The 16,363-nt window shown below is 68.3% G+C and carries 16 protein-coding genes; 4 read left to right on the top strand and 12 right to left on the bottom strand.

All coding sequences use genetic code 11. The annotated features are described in order from the left end of the window. Positions 1-8: 8 nt before the first annotated feature. On the top strand, positions 9-1,649 hold the full coding sequence (locus tag JTJ31_RS01980) for an NAD(P)/FAD-dependent oxidoreductase (RefSeq protein ID WP_207537297.1): 1,641 nt from the start codon (positions 9-11) through the stop codon (positions 1,647-1,649). Here JTJ31_RS01980 and JTJ31_RS01975 read toward each other — a convergent pair. The 8 genes from JTJ31_RS01975 to JTJ31_RS01940 are packed head-to-tail and all read right to left on the bottom strand — an operon-like array spanning position 1,636 to position 9,035. Further along, the gene (locus JTJ31_RS01975) at positions 1,636-2,514 is read right to left on the bottom strand and encodes an SDR family oxidoreductase (RefSeq protein WP_207536910.1); all 879 of its coding nucleotides are present in this window, start codon (positions 2,512-2,514) and stop codon (positions 1,636-1,638) included. The genes JTJ31_RS01980 and JTJ31_RS01975 overlap by 14 nt on opposite strands. Continuing rightward, entirely contained in the window at positions 2,511-3,467 is a 957-nt protein-coding gene (locus JTJ31_RS01970; RefSeq protein ID WP_207536909.1) for a Bug family tripartite tricarboxylate transporter substrate binding protein, read from the bottom strand. Before JTJ31_RS01970 ends, JTJ31_RS01975 begins: the two co-directional genes overlap by 4 nt. Positions 3,468-3,510: 43 nt before the next feature. Beyond that, positions 3,511-4,668 carry an acyl-CoA dehydrogenase family protein gene (locus tag JTJ31_RS01965; protein ID WP_207536908.1) on the bottom strand — a complete coding sequence of 386 codons (1,158 nt, stop codon included), beginning with the start codon at positions 4,666-4,668 and terminating at the stop codon, positions 3,511-3,513. A gap of 40 nt (positions 4,669-4,708) precedes the next feature. After that, entirely contained in the window at positions 4,709-5,827 is a 1,119-nt protein-coding gene (locus tag JTJ31_RS01960) for a CaiB/BaiF CoA transferase family protein (protein ID WP_207536907.1), read from the bottom strand. A gap of 3 nt (positions 5,828-5,830) precedes the next feature. Beyond that, positions 5,831-6,130 (bottom strand): hypothetical protein, encoded by a 300-nt coding sequence (locus JTJ31_RS01955; RefSeq protein ID WP_207536906.1) that lies wholly within the window; start codon positions 6,128-6,130, stop codon positions 5,831-5,833. After that, positions 6,114-7,082, bottom strand: a complete 969-nt coding sequence (locus tag JTJ31_RS01950; protein WP_207536905.1) for a phosphotransferase family protein — start codon at positions 7,080-7,082, stop codon at positions 6,114-6,116. The genes JTJ31_RS01955 and JTJ31_RS01950 overlap by 17 nt, the downstream gene beginning before the upstream one ends. Then, positions 7,075-8,283, bottom strand: coding sequence for an acyl-CoA dehydrogenase family protein (locus JTJ31_RS01945; RefSeq protein ID WP_207536904.1), 1,209 nt, complete (start codon positions 8,281-8,283; stop codon positions 7,075-7,077). The genes JTJ31_RS01950 and JTJ31_RS01945 overlap by 8 nt, the downstream gene beginning before the upstream one ends. After that, positions 8,283-9,035, bottom strand: a complete 753-nt coding sequence (locus tag JTJ31_RS01940; RefSeq protein WP_207536903.1) for an SDR family NAD(P)-dependent oxidoreductase — start codon at positions 9,033-9,035, stop codon at positions 8,283-8,285. Before JTJ31_RS01940 ends, JTJ31_RS01945 begins: the two co-directional genes overlap by 1 nt. A gap of 70 nt (positions 9,036-9,105) precedes the next feature. Here JTJ31_RS01940 and JTJ31_RS01935 point away from each other — a divergent pair, with 70 nt between their 5' ends. Genes JTJ31_RS01935 through leuB form a run of 3 tightly spaced genes read left to right on the top strand, consistent with a single transcriptional unit; the run spans position 9,106 to position 12,184 of the window. Then, entirely contained in the window at positions 9,106-10,497 is a 1,392-nt protein-coding gene (locus tag JTJ31_RS01935; protein WP_207536902.1) for a 3-isopropylmalate dehydratase large subunit, read from the top strand. After that, positions 10,494-11,093 (top strand): 3-isopropylmalate dehydratase small subunit, encoded by a 600-nt coding sequence (leuD, locus tag JTJ31_RS01930; RefSeq protein ID WP_207536901.1) that lies wholly within the window; start codon positions 10,494-10,496, stop codon positions 11,091-11,093. The genes JTJ31_RS01935 and leuD overlap by 4 nt, the downstream gene beginning before the upstream one ends. Next, complete coding sequence (gene leuB, locus JTJ31_RS01925) at positions 11,090-12,184, top strand: 3-isopropylmalate dehydrogenase (RefSeq protein ID WP_207536900.1); 1,095 nt, start codon at positions 11,090-11,092, stop codon at positions 12,182-12,184. Before leuD ends, leuB begins: the two co-directional genes overlap by 4 nt. Here the strand turns inward: leuB and JTJ31_RS01920 are convergent. The 4 genes from JTJ31_RS01920 to JTJ31_RS01905 all read right to left on the bottom strand — a co-directional run bounded on the left by JTJ31_RS01920 (position 12,122) and on the right by JTJ31_RS01905 (position 16,361). Beyond that, positions 12,122-13,585 carry a sensor histidine kinase gene (locus JTJ31_RS01920; RefSeq protein ID WP_207536899.1) on the bottom strand — a complete coding sequence of 488 codons (1,464 nt, stop codon included), beginning with the start codon at positions 13,583-13,585 and terminating at the stop codon, positions 12,122-12,124. The two genes, leuB and JTJ31_RS01920, sit on opposite strands and share 63 nt — an antisense overlap. A 105-nt stretch (positions 13,586-13,690) precedes the next feature. Further along, a complete protein-coding gene (locus JTJ31_RS01915; RefSeq protein ID WP_207536898.1) occupies positions 13,691-14,905 on the bottom strand; it encodes a beta-ketoacyl synthase N-terminal-like domain-containing protein in 1,215 nt (404 codons plus the stop codon). After that, entirely contained in the window at positions 14,902-15,921 is a 1,020-nt protein-coding gene (locus tag JTJ31_RS01910) for a beta-ketoacyl synthase N-terminal-like domain-containing protein (protein WP_207536897.1), read from the bottom strand. The genes JTJ31_RS01915 and JTJ31_RS01910 overlap by 4 nt, the downstream gene beginning before the upstream one ends. Next, positions 15,918-16,361 carry a 3-hydroxyacyl-ACP dehydratase FabZ family protein gene (locus tag JTJ31_RS01905; RefSeq protein WP_236019767.1) on the bottom strand — a complete coding sequence of 148 codons (444 nt, stop codon included), beginning with the start codon at positions 16,359-16,361 and terminating at the stop codon, positions 15,918-15,920. The genes JTJ31_RS01910 and JTJ31_RS01905 overlap by 4 nt, the downstream gene beginning before the upstream one ends. Between the last annotated feature and the right edge of the window lie 2 nt (positions 16,362-16,363).

The following is a 16,363-nucleotide window of genomic DNA, read 5'->3' as shown; positions in this document are numbered from 1 at the left end:
GCCCCGACATGCTGCGTCTCACCGAACTTCGCCTTCCCCTCGACCATCCGCCCGAGGCGCTGGACATCGCCGTCGCCGAACGCCTGGGCACGGTGCCGCTGCGCTATTCCGTGTTCCGCCGTGGCTACGACGCGCGCAATCCACGCCGCATCATGCTGGCCTACACGATCGACGCCGAGGTACCGGACGAGACGTCGCTGCTGACGCGTGACCCAAGGCTGCGCCCCAGCCCGGACATGACCTATCGCTTCGTCGCCACCGCGCCGGAAGGAATGACGGAACGGCCAGTCGTGGTGGGCACGGGGCCTTGCGGGCTGATGGCCGCGCTCATCCTCGCCCAATCCGGCTTCCGCCCGATCATCCTGGAGCGCGGCAAGGCGGTGCGGGAGCGGACCAAGGACACATGGGGCCTCTGGCGCCGCCAGATCCTGAACCCTGAGAGCAATGTGCAGTTCGGTGAGGGCGGGGCCGGCACCTTCAGCGACGGCAAGCTCTGGTCGCAGATCCGCGACCCCTTCTTCTTCGGCCGCAAGCTCCTTGCCGAGTTCGTGAAGGCCGGGGCGCCGGAGGAGATCCTGTTCATCTCCAAACCGCATATCGGCACGTTCCGCCTGGTGCAGATGGTGGAGCGCATCCGCGCCGAGATCACAGAACTGGGCGGCGAGTATCGCTTCGGTCACCGCGTGGATGACATCGAGACGGACGTGGAGACAGGCGCCATCCACGCCCTTCACCTCTCGAACGGGGAACGGCTCGAGGCGCGCCACGTCATCCTCGCCATCGGCCACTCGGCCCGCGACACATTCGCCATGCTGCACGGACGCGGCGTGCAGATGGAGGCCAAGCCCTTCTCTGTGGGCGTGCGGATCGAGCATCCTCAATCTTTGATCAACCAGCGGCGCTTCGGTCCGAATGCCGGCAACAAGCTGCTGGGCGCCGCGGATTACCGCCTGGTCCACCACGCCTCCAACGGACGCGGCGTGTATTCCTTCTGCATGTGCCCCGGCGGGCGCGTGGTCGCGGCGGCCTCCGAAGAAGGGCGCGTCGTCACCAACGGGATGAGCCAGTATCAGCGTGACGAGCGCAATGCGAATGCAGGCATCGTGGTCGGCATCAATCCAGAGGATTATCCGGGCGGGCCGCTGGCCGGCATCGAGTTCCAGCGCCATTGGGAGGAGCGGGCCTTCGAGGCGGGCGGCGGCGACTACCGCGCCCCGGCGCAGCGCGTCGGCGACTTCCTGGCAGGCCGCGCCTCCCCATCGCTCGGCGAGGTCGCGCCCTCCTACCAACCCGGCGTGACGCCCACCAACCTTTCGCCCTGCCTGCCGGATTTCGCCGTGGCCGCCATGCGCGAGGCCCTTGCCGCCTTCGACCGTGACCTGCCCGGCTTTGCCATGGGCGATGCGGTCATGACGGGGGTGGAGACGCGCACCTCCTCGCCCCTCCGCATCCCGCGCGGCGAGGATTGCCAGAGCCTGAACACGCCCGGCCTCTACCCGGCAGGCGAGGGGGCAGGATACGCGGGCGGCATCTTCTCTGCCGGGGTGGACGGCATCCGCGTGGCGGAGGCGGTGGCGTTGGCAATGACAGGGGGCGGGCCAGTCCGCTCCTCCGGCCGGCCCCAGGATGACAGCGTCACCTACGGCTAGACTTGTCCCGCTCGTTGGTGGCGCGGATGCGGTCGCGCGCTTCCTGCCATTCCGCGTCGCCCCAAGCGGCATAGTCCATGTAGGTACCGGCGCCGTTGGCCAGCCAGTGCCCGCCATCCAGCGCGACGGTGTGGCCGGTGATCCAGCCTGCGCCATCGCTCAGCAGGAAGGCAGCGAGAGTGCCGATATCCTCCGGCGTGCCGGCGCGGCGCATCGGGTTGCGGACGGACCACTTCCCCGTCGGATCGGCTTCACCAGGGCGAATGCGGGCCAGCATGCCCTCAGTCGGGATCAGCCCAGGCGCGATGCCGTTCAGGCGGATGCCGTGACGTCCCCACTCCAGCGCCAGGGACTTGGTCATCGCCTCGATCCCGGCTTTGCTCATGGCGGAGGGCACGACGAAGGGCGACCCTGTCCAGATCCAGGTCACCAAAATGCTGACCACCGCGCCACCGGTCCCGGCGGCGATCCAACGCTTTCCCAGCGAATGGGTGACGTTGAAGCTCCCCGCAAAGACGATGTCCGACACGGCGCGGAAGCCGCGTGGCGACAGGTCCTCCGTACGGGAGATGAAATTGCCTGCCGCATTGTTGATCAGATGGGTGGGGCCCTTCCCAGCGTCGAAGCTGGCGGCGATGGCAGCCTCCACCGCCTCGGCATCGCGGATGTCCACGGCCTGCGAGCGCACGCGCTCCGCACCGAGCGCGGCGGCGGTCTCCTCCAGCGGGCCGGGGCGGCGTCCCCAGATCTCGATCTCGGCGCCGCATCGCAGCAGCGCCTCCGCCATCATGCGGCCCAATCCGGACCCACCGCCCGTGACGAGGACGCGCGCCCCGGCCAGCGCGTCCTCCCGCAGCACCATCATCCGCGCAGCCCGAGGCGGGTGACCCGTGCTTCCTCCTCATTTGCGGTGCGCTGGATGAAGGCGGCGTAGTCCTCCGGACCGAGATATTCGAGCGGCATGTCCAGGCGCCGTAGCACCGCGACATGCGCGGGATCATGCAGGGCAGCGCGGAAGCCTTCGTTGAGGCGGCGCACGATGTCCGGTTCCATGCCCAGCGGGCCGACAAGCCCATAGGGCGATGTGACGACCATGTTGTAGCCGAGCTCCTTTAACGTCGGGACGTTGGGCCAGCGCCAGGAGCGTTCGGAGGACCAGACGTTCAGGACGCGCAGCTTGCCCTGCTCGACCAGTTCCACCACGCCCGAACCCGTGGCCGAGGCCTCGATATGGCCGCCAAGCAGCGCGGGAACGGCATCGGCCTCGCCGCGGAAGGGGACATGGACGACCTCCAGCCGTTCCGCTGCGGCGAGGTCGATCATGGTGAGGTGCGGCGTCCCATTCGCGCCCGTGTTGCCAATCCGCAACTGACCCGGCTTCGCCCGCGCATCGGCGACGAGGTCGGCCCATGTTTGGTAGGGGCTTTCCGTGCGCACGCAAGTGGCAAAGAGGTAGCCGGTCAGGTGGGTGATTGGCGTGAAGTCGGTGCGCGGGTTGAAGGCCATGCGCTGCATGAAGGGCAGGCGGATGGCAGGGAGCGGAAACTGCGCAACGGTGTAGCCGTCGGGCCGCGTGTTCCGCATGTTCAACGCGGGAATGGTGGCGCCACCGCCCGGCCGGTTCTCGATGATGACCTGCTGGCCGAAGGCGCGCGTCGCCGCCTCGGCGAAGGCGCGCATCTGTGCGTCCGTCGCGCCGCCCGGCGGAAAGGCGATCTGCAGCGTGATCGGGCGGTTGGGGAAGTTGGACTGCGCATGTCCGATGGCGGGCAAGGCAAGACCCGCAACCCCAGCAGCAAGGATGTCGCGACGCTTCATTCGTTTTTAGCCTCCCAGCTTCGTTTCGCCCTTTTGTCGGGCTTCAGAGTGTGCGGGCGATGATCTCCTTCATCACCTCGCTCGAGCCGCCATAGATCCGGCCGACGCGGGCATCGGTCCAGGCGCGGCCGATGGCGTACTCGGCCATGTAGCCATAGCCACCGTGCATCTGCAGGAAGGCGTCCAGCCACTTGTTCTGCATCTCGGTACCGAGCAGCTTGGCGGCAGCCGCTTCCTCGCCCGACAACTCGCCCTGCATGTGACGTGCGAGGCAGTCATCCAGGTAGACGCGGAACATGCCGATCTCGGCCTTGGCCTCCGCCAGCTTGAAGCGGTGCACCTGGAAGTCGAAGACGGTCTGGCCGAAGACGGGGCGAGACTTGGTGTAGGCGATCGTCTCCTCCAGCATCGCCTCCATGTTGGTGGCGGCGCGGATGGCGATGATCAGCCTTTCCTGCGGCAGCTGGTGCATGAGGTGGCGGAAGCCGCCATTCTCCTCGCCGATCAGGTTGGCGACCGGTACGCGCACATCCTCGAAGAAGAGCTCGGACGTGTCCTGAGCATGCAGCCCGATCTTCTCCAGGTTGCGGCCGCGGGTGAAGCCGGGTGTCCCTTCCTCGACCGCAATCAGGGAGACGCCCTTGCGCCCCGCCTCAGGGTCCGTCTTGCAGACCACGATGACGAGGCCCGCATTCTGCCCGTTGGAGATGAAGGTCTTGGAACCATTGATGGTGTAGTGGTCGCCGTCGCGCCGCGCCGTGGCCCGCACCGCCTTCAGGTCGCTGCCCATGCCGGGCTCGGTCATGGCGATGGCGCCGATCATCTCGCCGAAGGCCATGCGCGGCAGCCAAGCGCGCTTCCGCTCCTCCGTCGCATAGGCGAGGACGTAAGGCACAACGATGTCGGAATGAAGCTGGAAGGCGACGCCCGAGGCATTCACCCGCGCCAGTTCCTCGACCACGACGGCGGAGAAGCCGAAATCCGCGCCGGCACCGCCGTACTCCTCCGGCAGGGTGGGGCAAAGGAAGCCCTGCTCGCCGGCCTTGCGCCACACCTCGCGCGGGACGCAGCCGGCGCGTTCCCAGTCACGGTGATGCGGCACGATCTCGCGCTCGACGAAGCGGCGGAACTGGGCGCGGAATGCTTCGTGCTCAGACGTCAGGACGGCACGCGGCCGCGCGGACCGAAGGGCCGTGTCCATGGATGCTTCCCCGTTGGTTTCCCGGGCAGCCTATCCGCGATCAGCCTTTCCGCAACAGGGATTCGATCTCCGTCGCCGTGAAGCCGGCTTCCTCCAGGACCTCCCGCCCATGCTCGCCGCGCAGGGATGGCGGTCGGGACAGGGAGGACGGAGTGCGGCTGAGGCGCGGGGCGGGGGCGGGCTGCAACGTCCCGTCCTGCTCGGTGAAGGTTCCGCGCGCGCGCAGATGTGGATGCGCAGGAGCTTCGGTCATGGACAGGATCGGCGTCACGCAGGCGTCGGATCCGGCGAAGATCGCGGCCCATTCGTCGCGCGTCTTCTGGCGGAATGCCACAGCAAGGCGCTGCTTCTGCGCGTGCCAGTTGGCCGGATCCATGCGGCCCTCGAACTCTGCCTCGCTTAGGCTCATCCTGTGCAGCATCTCGCTGAAGAAGGCGGGCTCGATCGGGCCTACCGCGACGAAGCCGCCGCAGGCGCAGGCATAGCTGTCATAGAAGGGCGCGGCGCCGTCGAGCATGTTTCCCGCCCGGCCTGACCAGCGCCCCCGCGCCGCCATTCCGTAAATCGGCGCCATCAGCAGTGCCGCGCCATCCACCATCGCCGCGTCCACCACCTGGCCTTCGCCGGACCGGCCGCGTTCCACCAGCGCCGCAAGGATGCCGAGGGCCAGCAGCATCCCGCCCCCGCCATAGTCGCCGACCAGGTTGAGCGGCGGGGCAGGGGGCTCACCCGCGCGGCCCATGGCGTGCAGCGCCCCGGTGAGGGAGATGTAGTTGATGTCGTGCCCGGCTTCCTTCGCCATGGGCCCCTCCTGACCCCAACCGGTCATGCGGCCATAGATGAGGCGCTTGTTGCGCCCCCGTACCACTTCCGGTCCCAAGCCGAGGCGCTCCATCACACCAGGGCGGAATCCCTCGATCAGCGCATCCGCGGCGTCGCAGAGGCGCAGCACGGCTTCGATCGCCTCGGGACGTTTCAGGTCCAGCGCAAGCGAGCGGCGGCCGCGCCCCGAAATGTCCTGGCGCGAACCGGGCGGGCCATCCTGACGGTCGATGCGGATGACATCCGCGCCCATGTCGGCCAGCAGCATGGCGCAGAACGGGCCTGGGCCGATGCCTGCGACCTCAATGACGCGATGTCCTGCGAGCGGTCCCGCCATGGCTCAGAGCGCCTTCGGGGCGGAGACGGCGCAGCGCGCGCGGGCGATCTCCTCCAGCGCGGCGCGGGTTTCGGCATAAGCGGCGCTGCCGGGCACGGGCTCATTGTGGCGCAGAGTGTTGGCCAAGCGGGCGATGTCGTGCGCGGGCACCGTGGCATTCAACGAGCGCCCGGCGATGGCCAGGGCATTGGCGACCATCCGCGCCTCGTAGTGCTTCTCGCGCGGTAGGGCTGCGAGCAGGGAGTTGAGCACCGTTTCTCGTGCCGCCTCGATCAACTCGCCCGCATCAGGTCGTTCCAGCATCAAGACCCTCCACTTGCCTGAGGATGTCCATTTCCAGCGCGGGCACGATATGCCCAGTCAGTGCCAGTTCCAGCGAGCGCTCCACGCCTGACAGGAAGCGTGCGCCCTGGTCGGCGGCGATCACAGCCCAGCGGATCGTTGCCGCCAATTCCCAGTAGGGCAGCCGCGCCGCGTCCACGCCCGGCCCATAGCCTTCGAGGAAGGCCTCACGCGGCCCCAGCCCGCCCGCCTCCAGATGCCGGTGCGCGAAGCGCCAGCATGGTGCGCAGAACCAGCCCAAATCCTCGTGCCGGTCGCCCCAGCTGCAGAATTCCCAGTCGAGCACGCCAGTCAGGCGGCTCTGCTCCACCATCAAGTTGCCGTTGCGGAAATCCCGATGCAGCAGCACCGGTGGCAGGGGCGGCGGGGCGTGGCGGCGCATTGCTGCGAGGCCCCATTCCAGCACAGGGCGCGGCGTTCCTGCCTCGTCCAGCCGCTTCTCCATCGCCGCGACGAATGCAAGGGCCGGATCGGCTGGCGGTTCGCCAAGGAAGCTGAGGTCAGGGCGCGGCGGCTGGATCGCATGGATGCGCCGCAACGCCCTTCCGCATTCGCGCACCAGCGTGGCGTCGCCGCCAGGGCCGACTTGCTTGCCCAGCGCGACCGGGTTGGCGATGCCGCGAACGCGGCGCATCACGAAGAACGGCTTGCCGTCATGCTTGCCGTCGAAGAGCGGCTCGGGAACCGGCGCCCCTGCTGCGTGGGCGGCGCGCAGCAGCGCGAATTCTTCCGGCCGCGTCAGCGAGACCGCGAGGGTAGCTGCGTTGTCGGTCCGCAGCACCCAGTCTTCAGGCGTGCCGTCGCGCTCTACCTCCAGCAGCCAGTTCTGCTGGATCGCACCGCCGGAGAGCAAGGTGCGCGACAGCACCCGGACGGGCGCGCCGGCCGCCTCGCTCAGCGTGGCGTCATCCATGGTGGCCCCATGCGAAGAAGCCGCCGGCCTCGCGGCGCAGAAAATTCGCGATCACCATGCGGTGCACCTCGGAGGCGCCATCCACCAGCCGTGCCTGCCGGGCATAGCGGTAGATCCACTCAACAACGGTGTCGCGCGAATAGCCCTTGGCCCCAAGAAGCTGCAATGCCGTGTCGGCGGCGCGGTGCAACGCGTCAGCCACGACGATCTTCGCCGTCGAGATTTCCTTGCGCGCGAAATCGCCTTGGTCGAGCTTCCACGCCGCGCGCATGGTCAGCATCCGCCCGATGTCGAGCTGCATCGCCGCTTCGCCGAGCATCATCTGCACGCTTTCCTTGTCGGCCAGCTTCTGGCCGAAGGCCGATCGCGTTTCGGCCCGGTCCAATGCGATCTCCAGGCAGCGGCGGCCCAGCCCGCCCCAACGCATGCAATGGGTGAGGCGCGCGGGGCCGAGGCGGATCTGCGTCATCTTGAGCCCGTCACCGACGCCCATCAGCACGTTCTCGTCCGGCACCTCAAGCCCGTCGAACTGCAGCTCACAATGCCCGCCATGCTCCTCCGGTCCCATGATCGGGATGCGGCGCATGATGTGCCATCCTGGATCGGTGTCGCGGAACAGGAAGGCGGTCAGTCCCTTGCGCGGATCGTCCGAAGTGCGGGCCATGACGATGAAGCGCTTAGACTCGCCCGCGCCGGTGATGAACCACTTGCGGCCGGTGATGCGCCAGCGGTCATTGCCGACGCGTTCGGCGCGGGTCTTGGTCATCCCAGGGTCGGAGCCCGCGCCTTCGCCCGGCTCGGTCATGGCGAAGGAGGACTGGCACTCGCCGCGGATCACAGGCTCCAGCCACCATTCCTTCTGAGCAGGCGTGGCGACCTTGCACATCACCATCATGTTGCCGTCGTCGGGCGCGGCGGAGTTGAACACGACCGGCCCGAAGATGGAGCGGTTCATCTCCTCGTAGCAGGCGACCATGCCGGTGAAGGGCAGGCCTTGGCCGCCCACGCTTTCCGGCAGCTGCAGGCACCAAAGCCCCTGGGCCTTCGCCTCCTCCCGCAGCGCCTTGAGCAGCGCGGGCGCGATGTTCTCGTGCTCATCATAGTTGGAGCGGTCGGATTCCAGCGGGATGAGGCGTTCCTGCACGAACTCGCGCACACGCTTGCGGAAGCTCTCGCTTCGCGGGTCGAGGTTGAGATCCATCACAGACTCCCGACGGAATGTCCGCCATCCACGGTAATGACGCTGCCGGTCATGTGCCGCCCCGCGTCGCTGGCAAGCAGGAGGAGCGCGCCATCCAGATCGCGCGGCTCCGCCAAACGTCGTTGCGGGATGCGGCGGATCATCGCCTTGCCCGGCTCAGACTCGAAGAAGCCGGCATTGAGGTCGCTGGCGATGTAGCCTGGCGCAAGGGCGTTCACGCGGATGTTGTGGCGCGCCAGCTCGACTGCCATTTGCCGCGTGAGGTGAATGAGCCCCGCCTTGGCCGAGGTATATCCCGCTACGCCGGGGATGATGCGCTCGCCCAGGATGCTGGCGATGTTGACGATGGCGCCGCCTGTGCCGCGCGCGACCATGCCCCGCGCCACGGCCTGGCCCATCATGAAGGCCCCGCGCAAGTTCACGCCCAGCACCCGGTCCCAATCCTCGGTGGTCTGGTCCAGGAAGGGCCGGGTCGCGGCGATGCCGGCATTGTTGATCAGGATGTCCACCGGGCCCGCGGAGGCCAGGCAGGCCGCAATGCTGGCCGGGTCAGACACGTCGAGCGCCAGGGCCTGGGCACCGCTCCCGAGGTCTTCCGCCAGTTCCTGGCAGCTTTCGAGGCGCCGCGCGGCGAGGATGACTTGCGCACCCGCCTCGTGCAGGACCCCCGCGAAATGCGCGCCGAGCCCGCCGGAAGCCCCCGTGATCAGCGCGCGCCGCCCGTCCAGGCGGAATATGGTTTCCACTCCCATGCATCGAAGCCTAGCGGGCTTCGCGCCGGCATCAAGCTGCGCCACCATGGGTGAAGGGAAGGAGGCGGCCATGCCCACCATGTTCGATCGTATCTGGGACCGGCACGTCGTCACGACGCTGGGTGACGGATGGGACCTTCTGTGGCTCGACCGCATCCTGCTGCATGACCTGTCGGGCGGACGTGCCCTACGCGAGGTGGCGGAGCGCGGGCTGCGCGTGGCCGAACCCTCCCGCGTCTTCGCCACGCCGGACCATGCGGTCAGCAGCGCCCCGGGCCGTACGGCCGCCACCTTTCCGCGCGGAGCCCAGCTTCTGGACAGCCTGCGCCGGAACTGCGCCGAACAGGGGGTGCGCCTATTCGACCTGGGCACGCGGGAGAATGGCATCGTCCATGTCGTCGCGCCGGAGCAGGGCATCGTCCTTCCGGGCGCGACGCTGGCCTGCGGCGACAGCCACACCTGCACCAATGGCGGCGTCGGTGCGGTGGCATTCGGCATCGGGTCCAGTGAGCTCACCCAGGCCCTTGCGACGAATTGCCTGCCGCAGCGCCGGCCCGGCACGTTCCGGATCCGCTTCGAGGGAACCCGCGCGCCGGGGGTGACAGCGAAAGACATAATCCTGCATGCCATCGGCCGCTTCGGTGCTGCCGCAGGCACCGGGATGGCGCTCGAGTACGCCGGTTCCGCCGTGCGCGCCATGTCGGTGGAGGAGCGGCTGACGCTGTGCAACCTCTCCATCGAGATGGGCGCGCGCGTTGGCATGGTCGCGCCTGACGATACGACCTTCCAGTATCTTGCAGGCCGGTCCTTCTCGCCGAAGGGGGCGCTGTGGGACCGCGCCCTGGCCGATTGGCGCGGCCTGCCGAGCGATCCGGATGCTCGCTTCACGCGCGACGAGACCATTTCGATGGCGGATGTCGCGCCGCAGATCACCTGGGGCACCAGCCCGGAGCAGGTGGCGCCCATCAACGGCTCCGTCCCGACTCTGGAACAGGCGCGCAGCCCCGCCGAGTCCGAGGCCTGGCGGGCCGCGCTGGACTACATGGGGCTGGAGCCGGGCCAGAAACTGGCGGGCACCAAGGTGGACTGGGTCTTCATCGGCTCCTGCACCAATTCGCGCATCGAGGATCTGCGCGCCGCAGCCGCCGTGCTCGGCGGGCGCAAGCGCGCGGAGCACGTCACCGCCTGGGTGGTGCCGGGCAGCGAGGCGGTGAAGGCGCAGGCCGAGGCGGAAGGTCTGCACCGCCTCTTCCTGGATGCCGGGTTCGAGTGGCGGGAGCCCGGGTGTGCCCTCTGCGTCGCTGCCAATGGCGAGTCGGTGCCGCCAGGCGCGCGCTCCGTCTCCACCAGCAACCGCAATTTCGTGGGCCGTCAGGGGACTGGCTCGCGCACCCACCTTGCCAGCCCCGCCACCGCCGCCCGCTCCGCCCTGGAGGGCGCCATCACGGATCCGCGCGCATGACCCCATTTTCCAGCGTCACCGGCCCGGCTGCGCCGCTTCTCGCCGCCAATGTGGATACGGATGTCATCATCCCGATCCAGGCCCTGGTCGGGACCGGCAAGGACGGCCTGGGCGGACAGGCCTTCGCCCGGCTCCGCTACCGAGCCGACGGGACGGAGAACCCGGATTTCCTGCTCAACCAGCAACCATGGCGAGGGACTCCCATCCTGCTGGCCGGGGAGAATTTCGGCTGCGGTTCCTCGCGCGAGGGGGCGGTCTGGGCGCTGATGGGGATGGGCGTGCGCTGCGTCATCGCCCCCTCCTTCGGCGACATCTTCCACGCCAATTGCTTCCAGAATGGCCTGCTGCCCGTGAGGCTCCCGATGGAGGCGATCCGCCGCATCGCCGCGCTGTCGGGTGCGAACGGGCTCACGACGGTGGACCTGGAGCGGCGTGTCGTCATCGCGCCGGATGGCGAGGCCATTCCTTTCGAGGTGGACTCGCGCAAGCGTGAGGCACTGCTGGAGGGCCTCGACGACATCGCCCTCACGTTGCGGCATGCGGAGTCGATCGCCGCCTTCCGGGACCGCGCGCAGACCGAAAGGCCCTGGCAATGAAGCTGCTCGTTCTGCCCGGCGATGGCGTCGGTCCGGAGGTCACGGCGGAGGCGCTGCGGATCCTTCGCTGGTTCGCCGAGCATCGCGGCCTCACGCTGGAAGTGACGGAGCGTGGCTTTGGCCTGGTGAACTGGGAGCGCCACGGCACGCTGATGCCGGATGAGACCTGGGCCCGCATCGAGGAGGCGGAGGCCATCCTGTTCGGTGCCGTCGGCTCGCTCGACCAGCAGGCGGTGATTCCGCCGGAGGAGCGCCGGAAGGGCAGCCTGCTGCGGATGCGCAAGGGCCTGGACCTTTATGCTAACATCCGGCCGATCCGCCTGCCCGAGGCGCTGCTGGAGGCATCGCCGCTAAAGCCGCGCGTGGCGCGGGGCGCCGACTTTGTGATCCTGCGCGAGTTGACGGCGGGAATGTATTTCGGGACGCCGCGCGGCGTGGAGACATTGCCTGATGGCACGAGACGCGGCGTGAACACCCACAGCTACACGGAAGGCGAGATCGCCCGCGCCATCCGCTTCGCCTGCCGGCTGGCCCGCGAAAGACGAGGCCATGTCACCTCTGTGGACAAGGCAAATGTGATGGAAGCGGGAGCCCTTTGGCGCGAGGTGGCTGGCCGCGTCGCGCGGGAGGAGTTTCCCGACGTGACACTGGAAAACATGCTGGCGGATAACTGCGCCATCCAGATCGCTCGCGACCCGCGCCGCTTCGACGTGATCGTGACCGACAATCTGTTCGGCGACCTCCTATCGGATGCGGGTGGGGCGATCCTCGGCTCGCTCGGCATGCTGCCCTCGGCTTCGGTGAACGACCGGGGTCAGGCCTTGTATGAGCCGGTGCACGGTTCCGCGCCCGACATCGCGGGCGAGGGCATCGCCAATCCGCTCGGTGCGATTCTTTCCGCCGCGCTGCTCCTCCGCTGGTCGGCGAAGCAGCCGGAGGATGCGGCAATGCTGGAGCGGGCGGTGGACCGGGCGCTGGACGCCGGAGCCCGGACGGCGGACATCGCAGCGCCGGGCGAACCCGCCGTCTCAACCAGCGGAATGGGCGACGCCGTCCTCCGCGAGCTTTCGCTCCTTCAAGGGGAAGCGTAGCTCCCAGCGCAGGCCTTCCGGCGGGAAATCCAGCGAGACCTCGCCGTTCACAGCCTGGGCGGCGGCCCACTCGATCACCTCGCGTCCGAAGCCGCGACGGTTGGCCGGGCGCACGGGCGGGCCGCCCATCTCGCGCCAGCGGAGGGTGCACTGGCCGTCCTCCTCGGTCCAGGAGATGCGTATCATTCCGCCTGGCACGGACAAGGCGCCGAACTTCACTGCATTGGTTGCGAGCTCGTGCAGCGCCATGCCGATATGGAGAACCGCCGCGTCGTCGAGGCGCACCTCCGGCCCTTCGATGATGAAGCGCGAGGCCTCGTGATGGCCGAGCTGGCTCTCGATCACTTCGCGCAGGTTTGCGCTGCGCGGTCCCTCGCGGACCAGGAGCTGATGCGAGCCACCGAGCGCGCGGAGCCGGAGGCCGAAGCGCTCCACCACCTCATCCACCGTCTCGCAGCTCGCGGCCGTCTGGCGAAGGATCGCCTGGGCAATGGCAAGGAGGTTGCCGACGCGGTGCTTCACCTCGTCGAAGAGGAAACGGATGCGTGCCTCATCCCGCTTTCGGCTGGTGATCTCGATGGCGCCGCAGATGATGCCGGGGGCGTCGTGCAGCTTCTCGATGGACATTTGCCACCACTGGCCGTTTGCCTTCGCCTCCATCCGCTCAGGCTTTCCGGTTGCCAGCACGCGACGCTTCACGGCGACGATGGGAAGGGCCGCGTCGCCCATCAGCTCCTCATCCGTGCGGCCGATGATCTCCTCGACGGTCAGCCCCAGCTCGGGCTTGCTGATCCAGGTATAGGCGAGCTTCTCATCCTGCGTGAACACGGTGACGTCAGCGGCGCTGAGCGCGGCGTCGAAGCGCCGATTGATCTGCGCAATGCTCTCGGTGCGTTCCATCACCCGGCGTTCGAGCGATGCGGTCAGTTCCTTTAGCTCGGCCTCCCGCACCTCAAGCGCACGGACCAAGGCGTTCTTCTGCTCTACCTCGCGCGCGAGCCGGTCATTGGCGTCCCGCATGGAGGAAGGGGAGGGTAGGGAAAGCGCCTTCGGAATGAGAGGCCAGAGCACGATGGCGGTCAGCAGCGACACGATCGCCGTCGCGGCCTTCACAAGCCCCTCGAGCCAATACCAGGGCTGCCAGAGAGTTACGACGCCCATCATGTGAGTGAGCCCGCACAGCAGGATGAAGCCGGCGAAGAGCCAGCCGGTCTGCGGAAACTCGAAGTCGCGCCGTCGGCGGAGAAAGGCGATGAGCGCCACGGGAATCGAGAAATAGGCGACCGCCACCAGTGCGTCGGATACCGCATGCAGCCAGATCAGCCCAGGCTCCCAGAGCAGACAGAAGCCGTGTGGCGAGAAGGCGGATGGCTCAAACCAACTCCGCAGGTAGTTGCCCATAGGGGTGCTCCAGCGCGTCGGGAAAAGCAGGGAGTATGACGCCGCACGAACACAAGCGCGGGCAGCGCCGGCGGGTCAATGCCTTGCCCGCCTCGCAGACGCAGGTCAGTCGGCGCGACCCAGCACCACCGATACGTTCTGTCCGCCGAAGCCGAAGGAATTGGACAGCGCCGCGCTGAAGCGGTGCTTTCGCGCAACCGGCACGGTATCGAGATGAAGTTCCGGATCCGGGTCGTCGTTGTTAATGGTGGGCGGCAGCATCTGGTCCCGCAGAGCCAGAAGGCACACGGCAGCCTCAATGGCACCAGCCGCGGAAAGAGTGTGCCCGATCATGCTTTTCGTGGAGGAGATCGGTGGCGGCTCCTCTCCGAACACGGCGTGGGAGGCAAGCGCCTCCATCTTGTCGTTCTCGGGGGTGGAGGTGCCGTGGGCGTTGACATAGCCGATCGCGCTTGGCTCGAGCCCCGCATCGGCGATGGCGCGATTCATGGCGCGAATAATGGCGGAGCCGTCGGGCGTGGAGCGGGTGCGGTGGAAGTTGTCTGCTGCCTCGCCTGCGCCGAGCACATAGCCGAGGATGGCAGCGCCGCGTGCAAGGGCATGGTCCTCGCGCTCCAGGATCAGGGCACCCGCGCCATCGGCCATGACGAAGCCGTCGCGTGAGAGGGTGAAGGGGCGCGATGCCTGCTCCGGCGCGTCGTTTCGGGTGGACAGGGCCTGGAGAAGGGAAAAGCGGATCAGCGTCTCCGGCTGCAGGGACGCCTCGGCTCCGGCAGCGATGGCACAATCCGTTTCTTCGCGCCGGATCGCCTCGATCGCCATCTGGATGGCACTCGATCCGCTGGCGCAGGCGGTGGTGACGGTCTGAGGCACGCCACGCGTTCCGAAGCGCTCGGCAAGACGCGTCGCCGTTCCGCCGAACAGAAACTCTGCTTGGAGGTCCAGGCGCCCGGAGGCTGCCTCGATCAAGCCAGGATAGTCGCCGGCGCCGAGACCGAAGCGCTGCGGCCACTCGATTTCCACTGGAGGCAGCCCGATGCAGAGCGGGCCCGGGAAAGGCGCATCCAACCCGGCCTGCGCCAATGCCTCGGCGATCACGGCCTCACCCAGGCGGCGCGAGCGTTCGGCAACAGAGACGGGGTACCCCGGCCGGTCTTCGGGCAAATCCACGCAGGCGGCGAAGCGGGTTCGCATTCCGGTCGTGTCGAAGCGCGTGATCGGACGGACGCCGGACCGCCCGGCCAGCATCGCCTCCCAATTGGCCTCTGCGCCCCAGCCCAGGGCGGTGACCATGCCGATTCCGGTGACGGCGATCCTCATTCCGAAGGCTCCAGCACAGCCACGGCCTCGCCACGGAACGCTCCCCGCATCGCGATGCGGATTTCCGGCGCCCCGTCGCGCACCATCATGGCTCCGAGCGCGACAGCGAGGGGGAAGGCCGCCTCGACCGAATGACCGAAACGGTCGGCGAGCCGCAAGCCAGGGCGAAGCGTCCCGAAGGGCCCGGCCCAGATCTCGATGGCGCCCGGACGCGCCGGCGGAGCGGCGGCGAGCAGCGTGTCCAACCGTGCTTCGCTGCCCTCCGGCGGACCCTGATCCGTCGCGACATGGGCGAGCCGCGCCATGCCAGGACCCGTGCCGAGCAGGAGAAAGGCAGCGGCGCTGCCAAGGACCATTCCTTCCCGCTCGTCCATGGGCACGCATGGGCCGCGGTGAAGGCGACCGCCCATCGCATGCAAGAGCATGATCTCGGGCCGCTCTGCTAGGAAGGCCCCACCCGCGAGGGCCAGCGTCGAGCTCCCCGCGGCGACCCGCGCCCAGGCCATACGCATCGTCTCGGCCCCAGCGATCTCCTCGCCCATCAAAGTGCGGGAGGAGCCGCCGACGCCATGGACGATGGAGATCGAGCCGGCGAGAAGGTTGGAAAGTTGTGCGAGGAACAGGGTGGGCCGCAGGCCGTTCATCAGCGCGGCATGCAGCCCGGCCTCATCCGGCCGCGACGCGAGGATCTGCCCATCCAGCGCCGCGTCGCGCTCGCCGCCGCCCGCCGCGACGATCAGGTCCATCTCGGCCACGCGGTCGGCCAGCCCGGCATCAGCAATGGCGAGGCCGGCGGCGTGTGTGCCAAGGCGCTGCCAGTTCTCCATCTGCCGCGACTCCCGCCGCGGAATGGTCTTGTCGAAGGGCAGGGGTGCGAGGGGGTGTACTGGATGAGGGGCGAAGCGCGCTTCGTCCATCACGGGCGTCAGATCCTGCCAGCCGCGATGCGCCTCCGCGCCGTCGCCCAGGGAGGAGGCAACCCCCAGACCCAGCACATGAACCGACCGCCAAGTCACAGACCCAGCACCTCGGCGCGCCGCACCACCGCTTCGCGCAGTTCGGGAACGGGAAAGGGGAAGGTCTTCAGCGTCAACTCGGCCTCAGCCACCTTCTGCGCGCCTTCGAACAGCTCGCCGCGCAACACGGCGTAGCCGGATCCGTCATGGACCAGTTCCGCGACCGCAGTGAGGGAAGCGCCGGGTCGCACCTGGCCGCGCAGCTTCGCCTCGCCCACCTTGGCGAGCACTGCCATCCTTGTGCGGCCTGACCGCTCCACCATCAGCCAGCCCGCGGTCTGCGCCATGATCTCGACCATCAGCACGCCAGGCAGAAGCGGGTAGCCCGGGAAGTGACCGTCAAAGACAGGGCTCTCCTCCGGAACGCGGCAGGCGGTGGCAATCCGCGTTTCCGTGCGTTCGGTCACGCGGTCCAGCATCTCGAAGGTTTCCAGGCGCAAGT

This window comes from Sabulicella rubraurantiaca (assembly GCF_017355885.1).
Lineage (GTDB): Bacteria > Pseudomonadota > Alphaproteobacteria > Acetobacterales > Acetobacteraceae > Roseococcus > Roseococcus rubraurantiacus.
The sequence above is the reverse complement of the archived record's forward strand: the minus strand, read 5'-3'. Positions and strand labels throughout refer to the sequence as shown.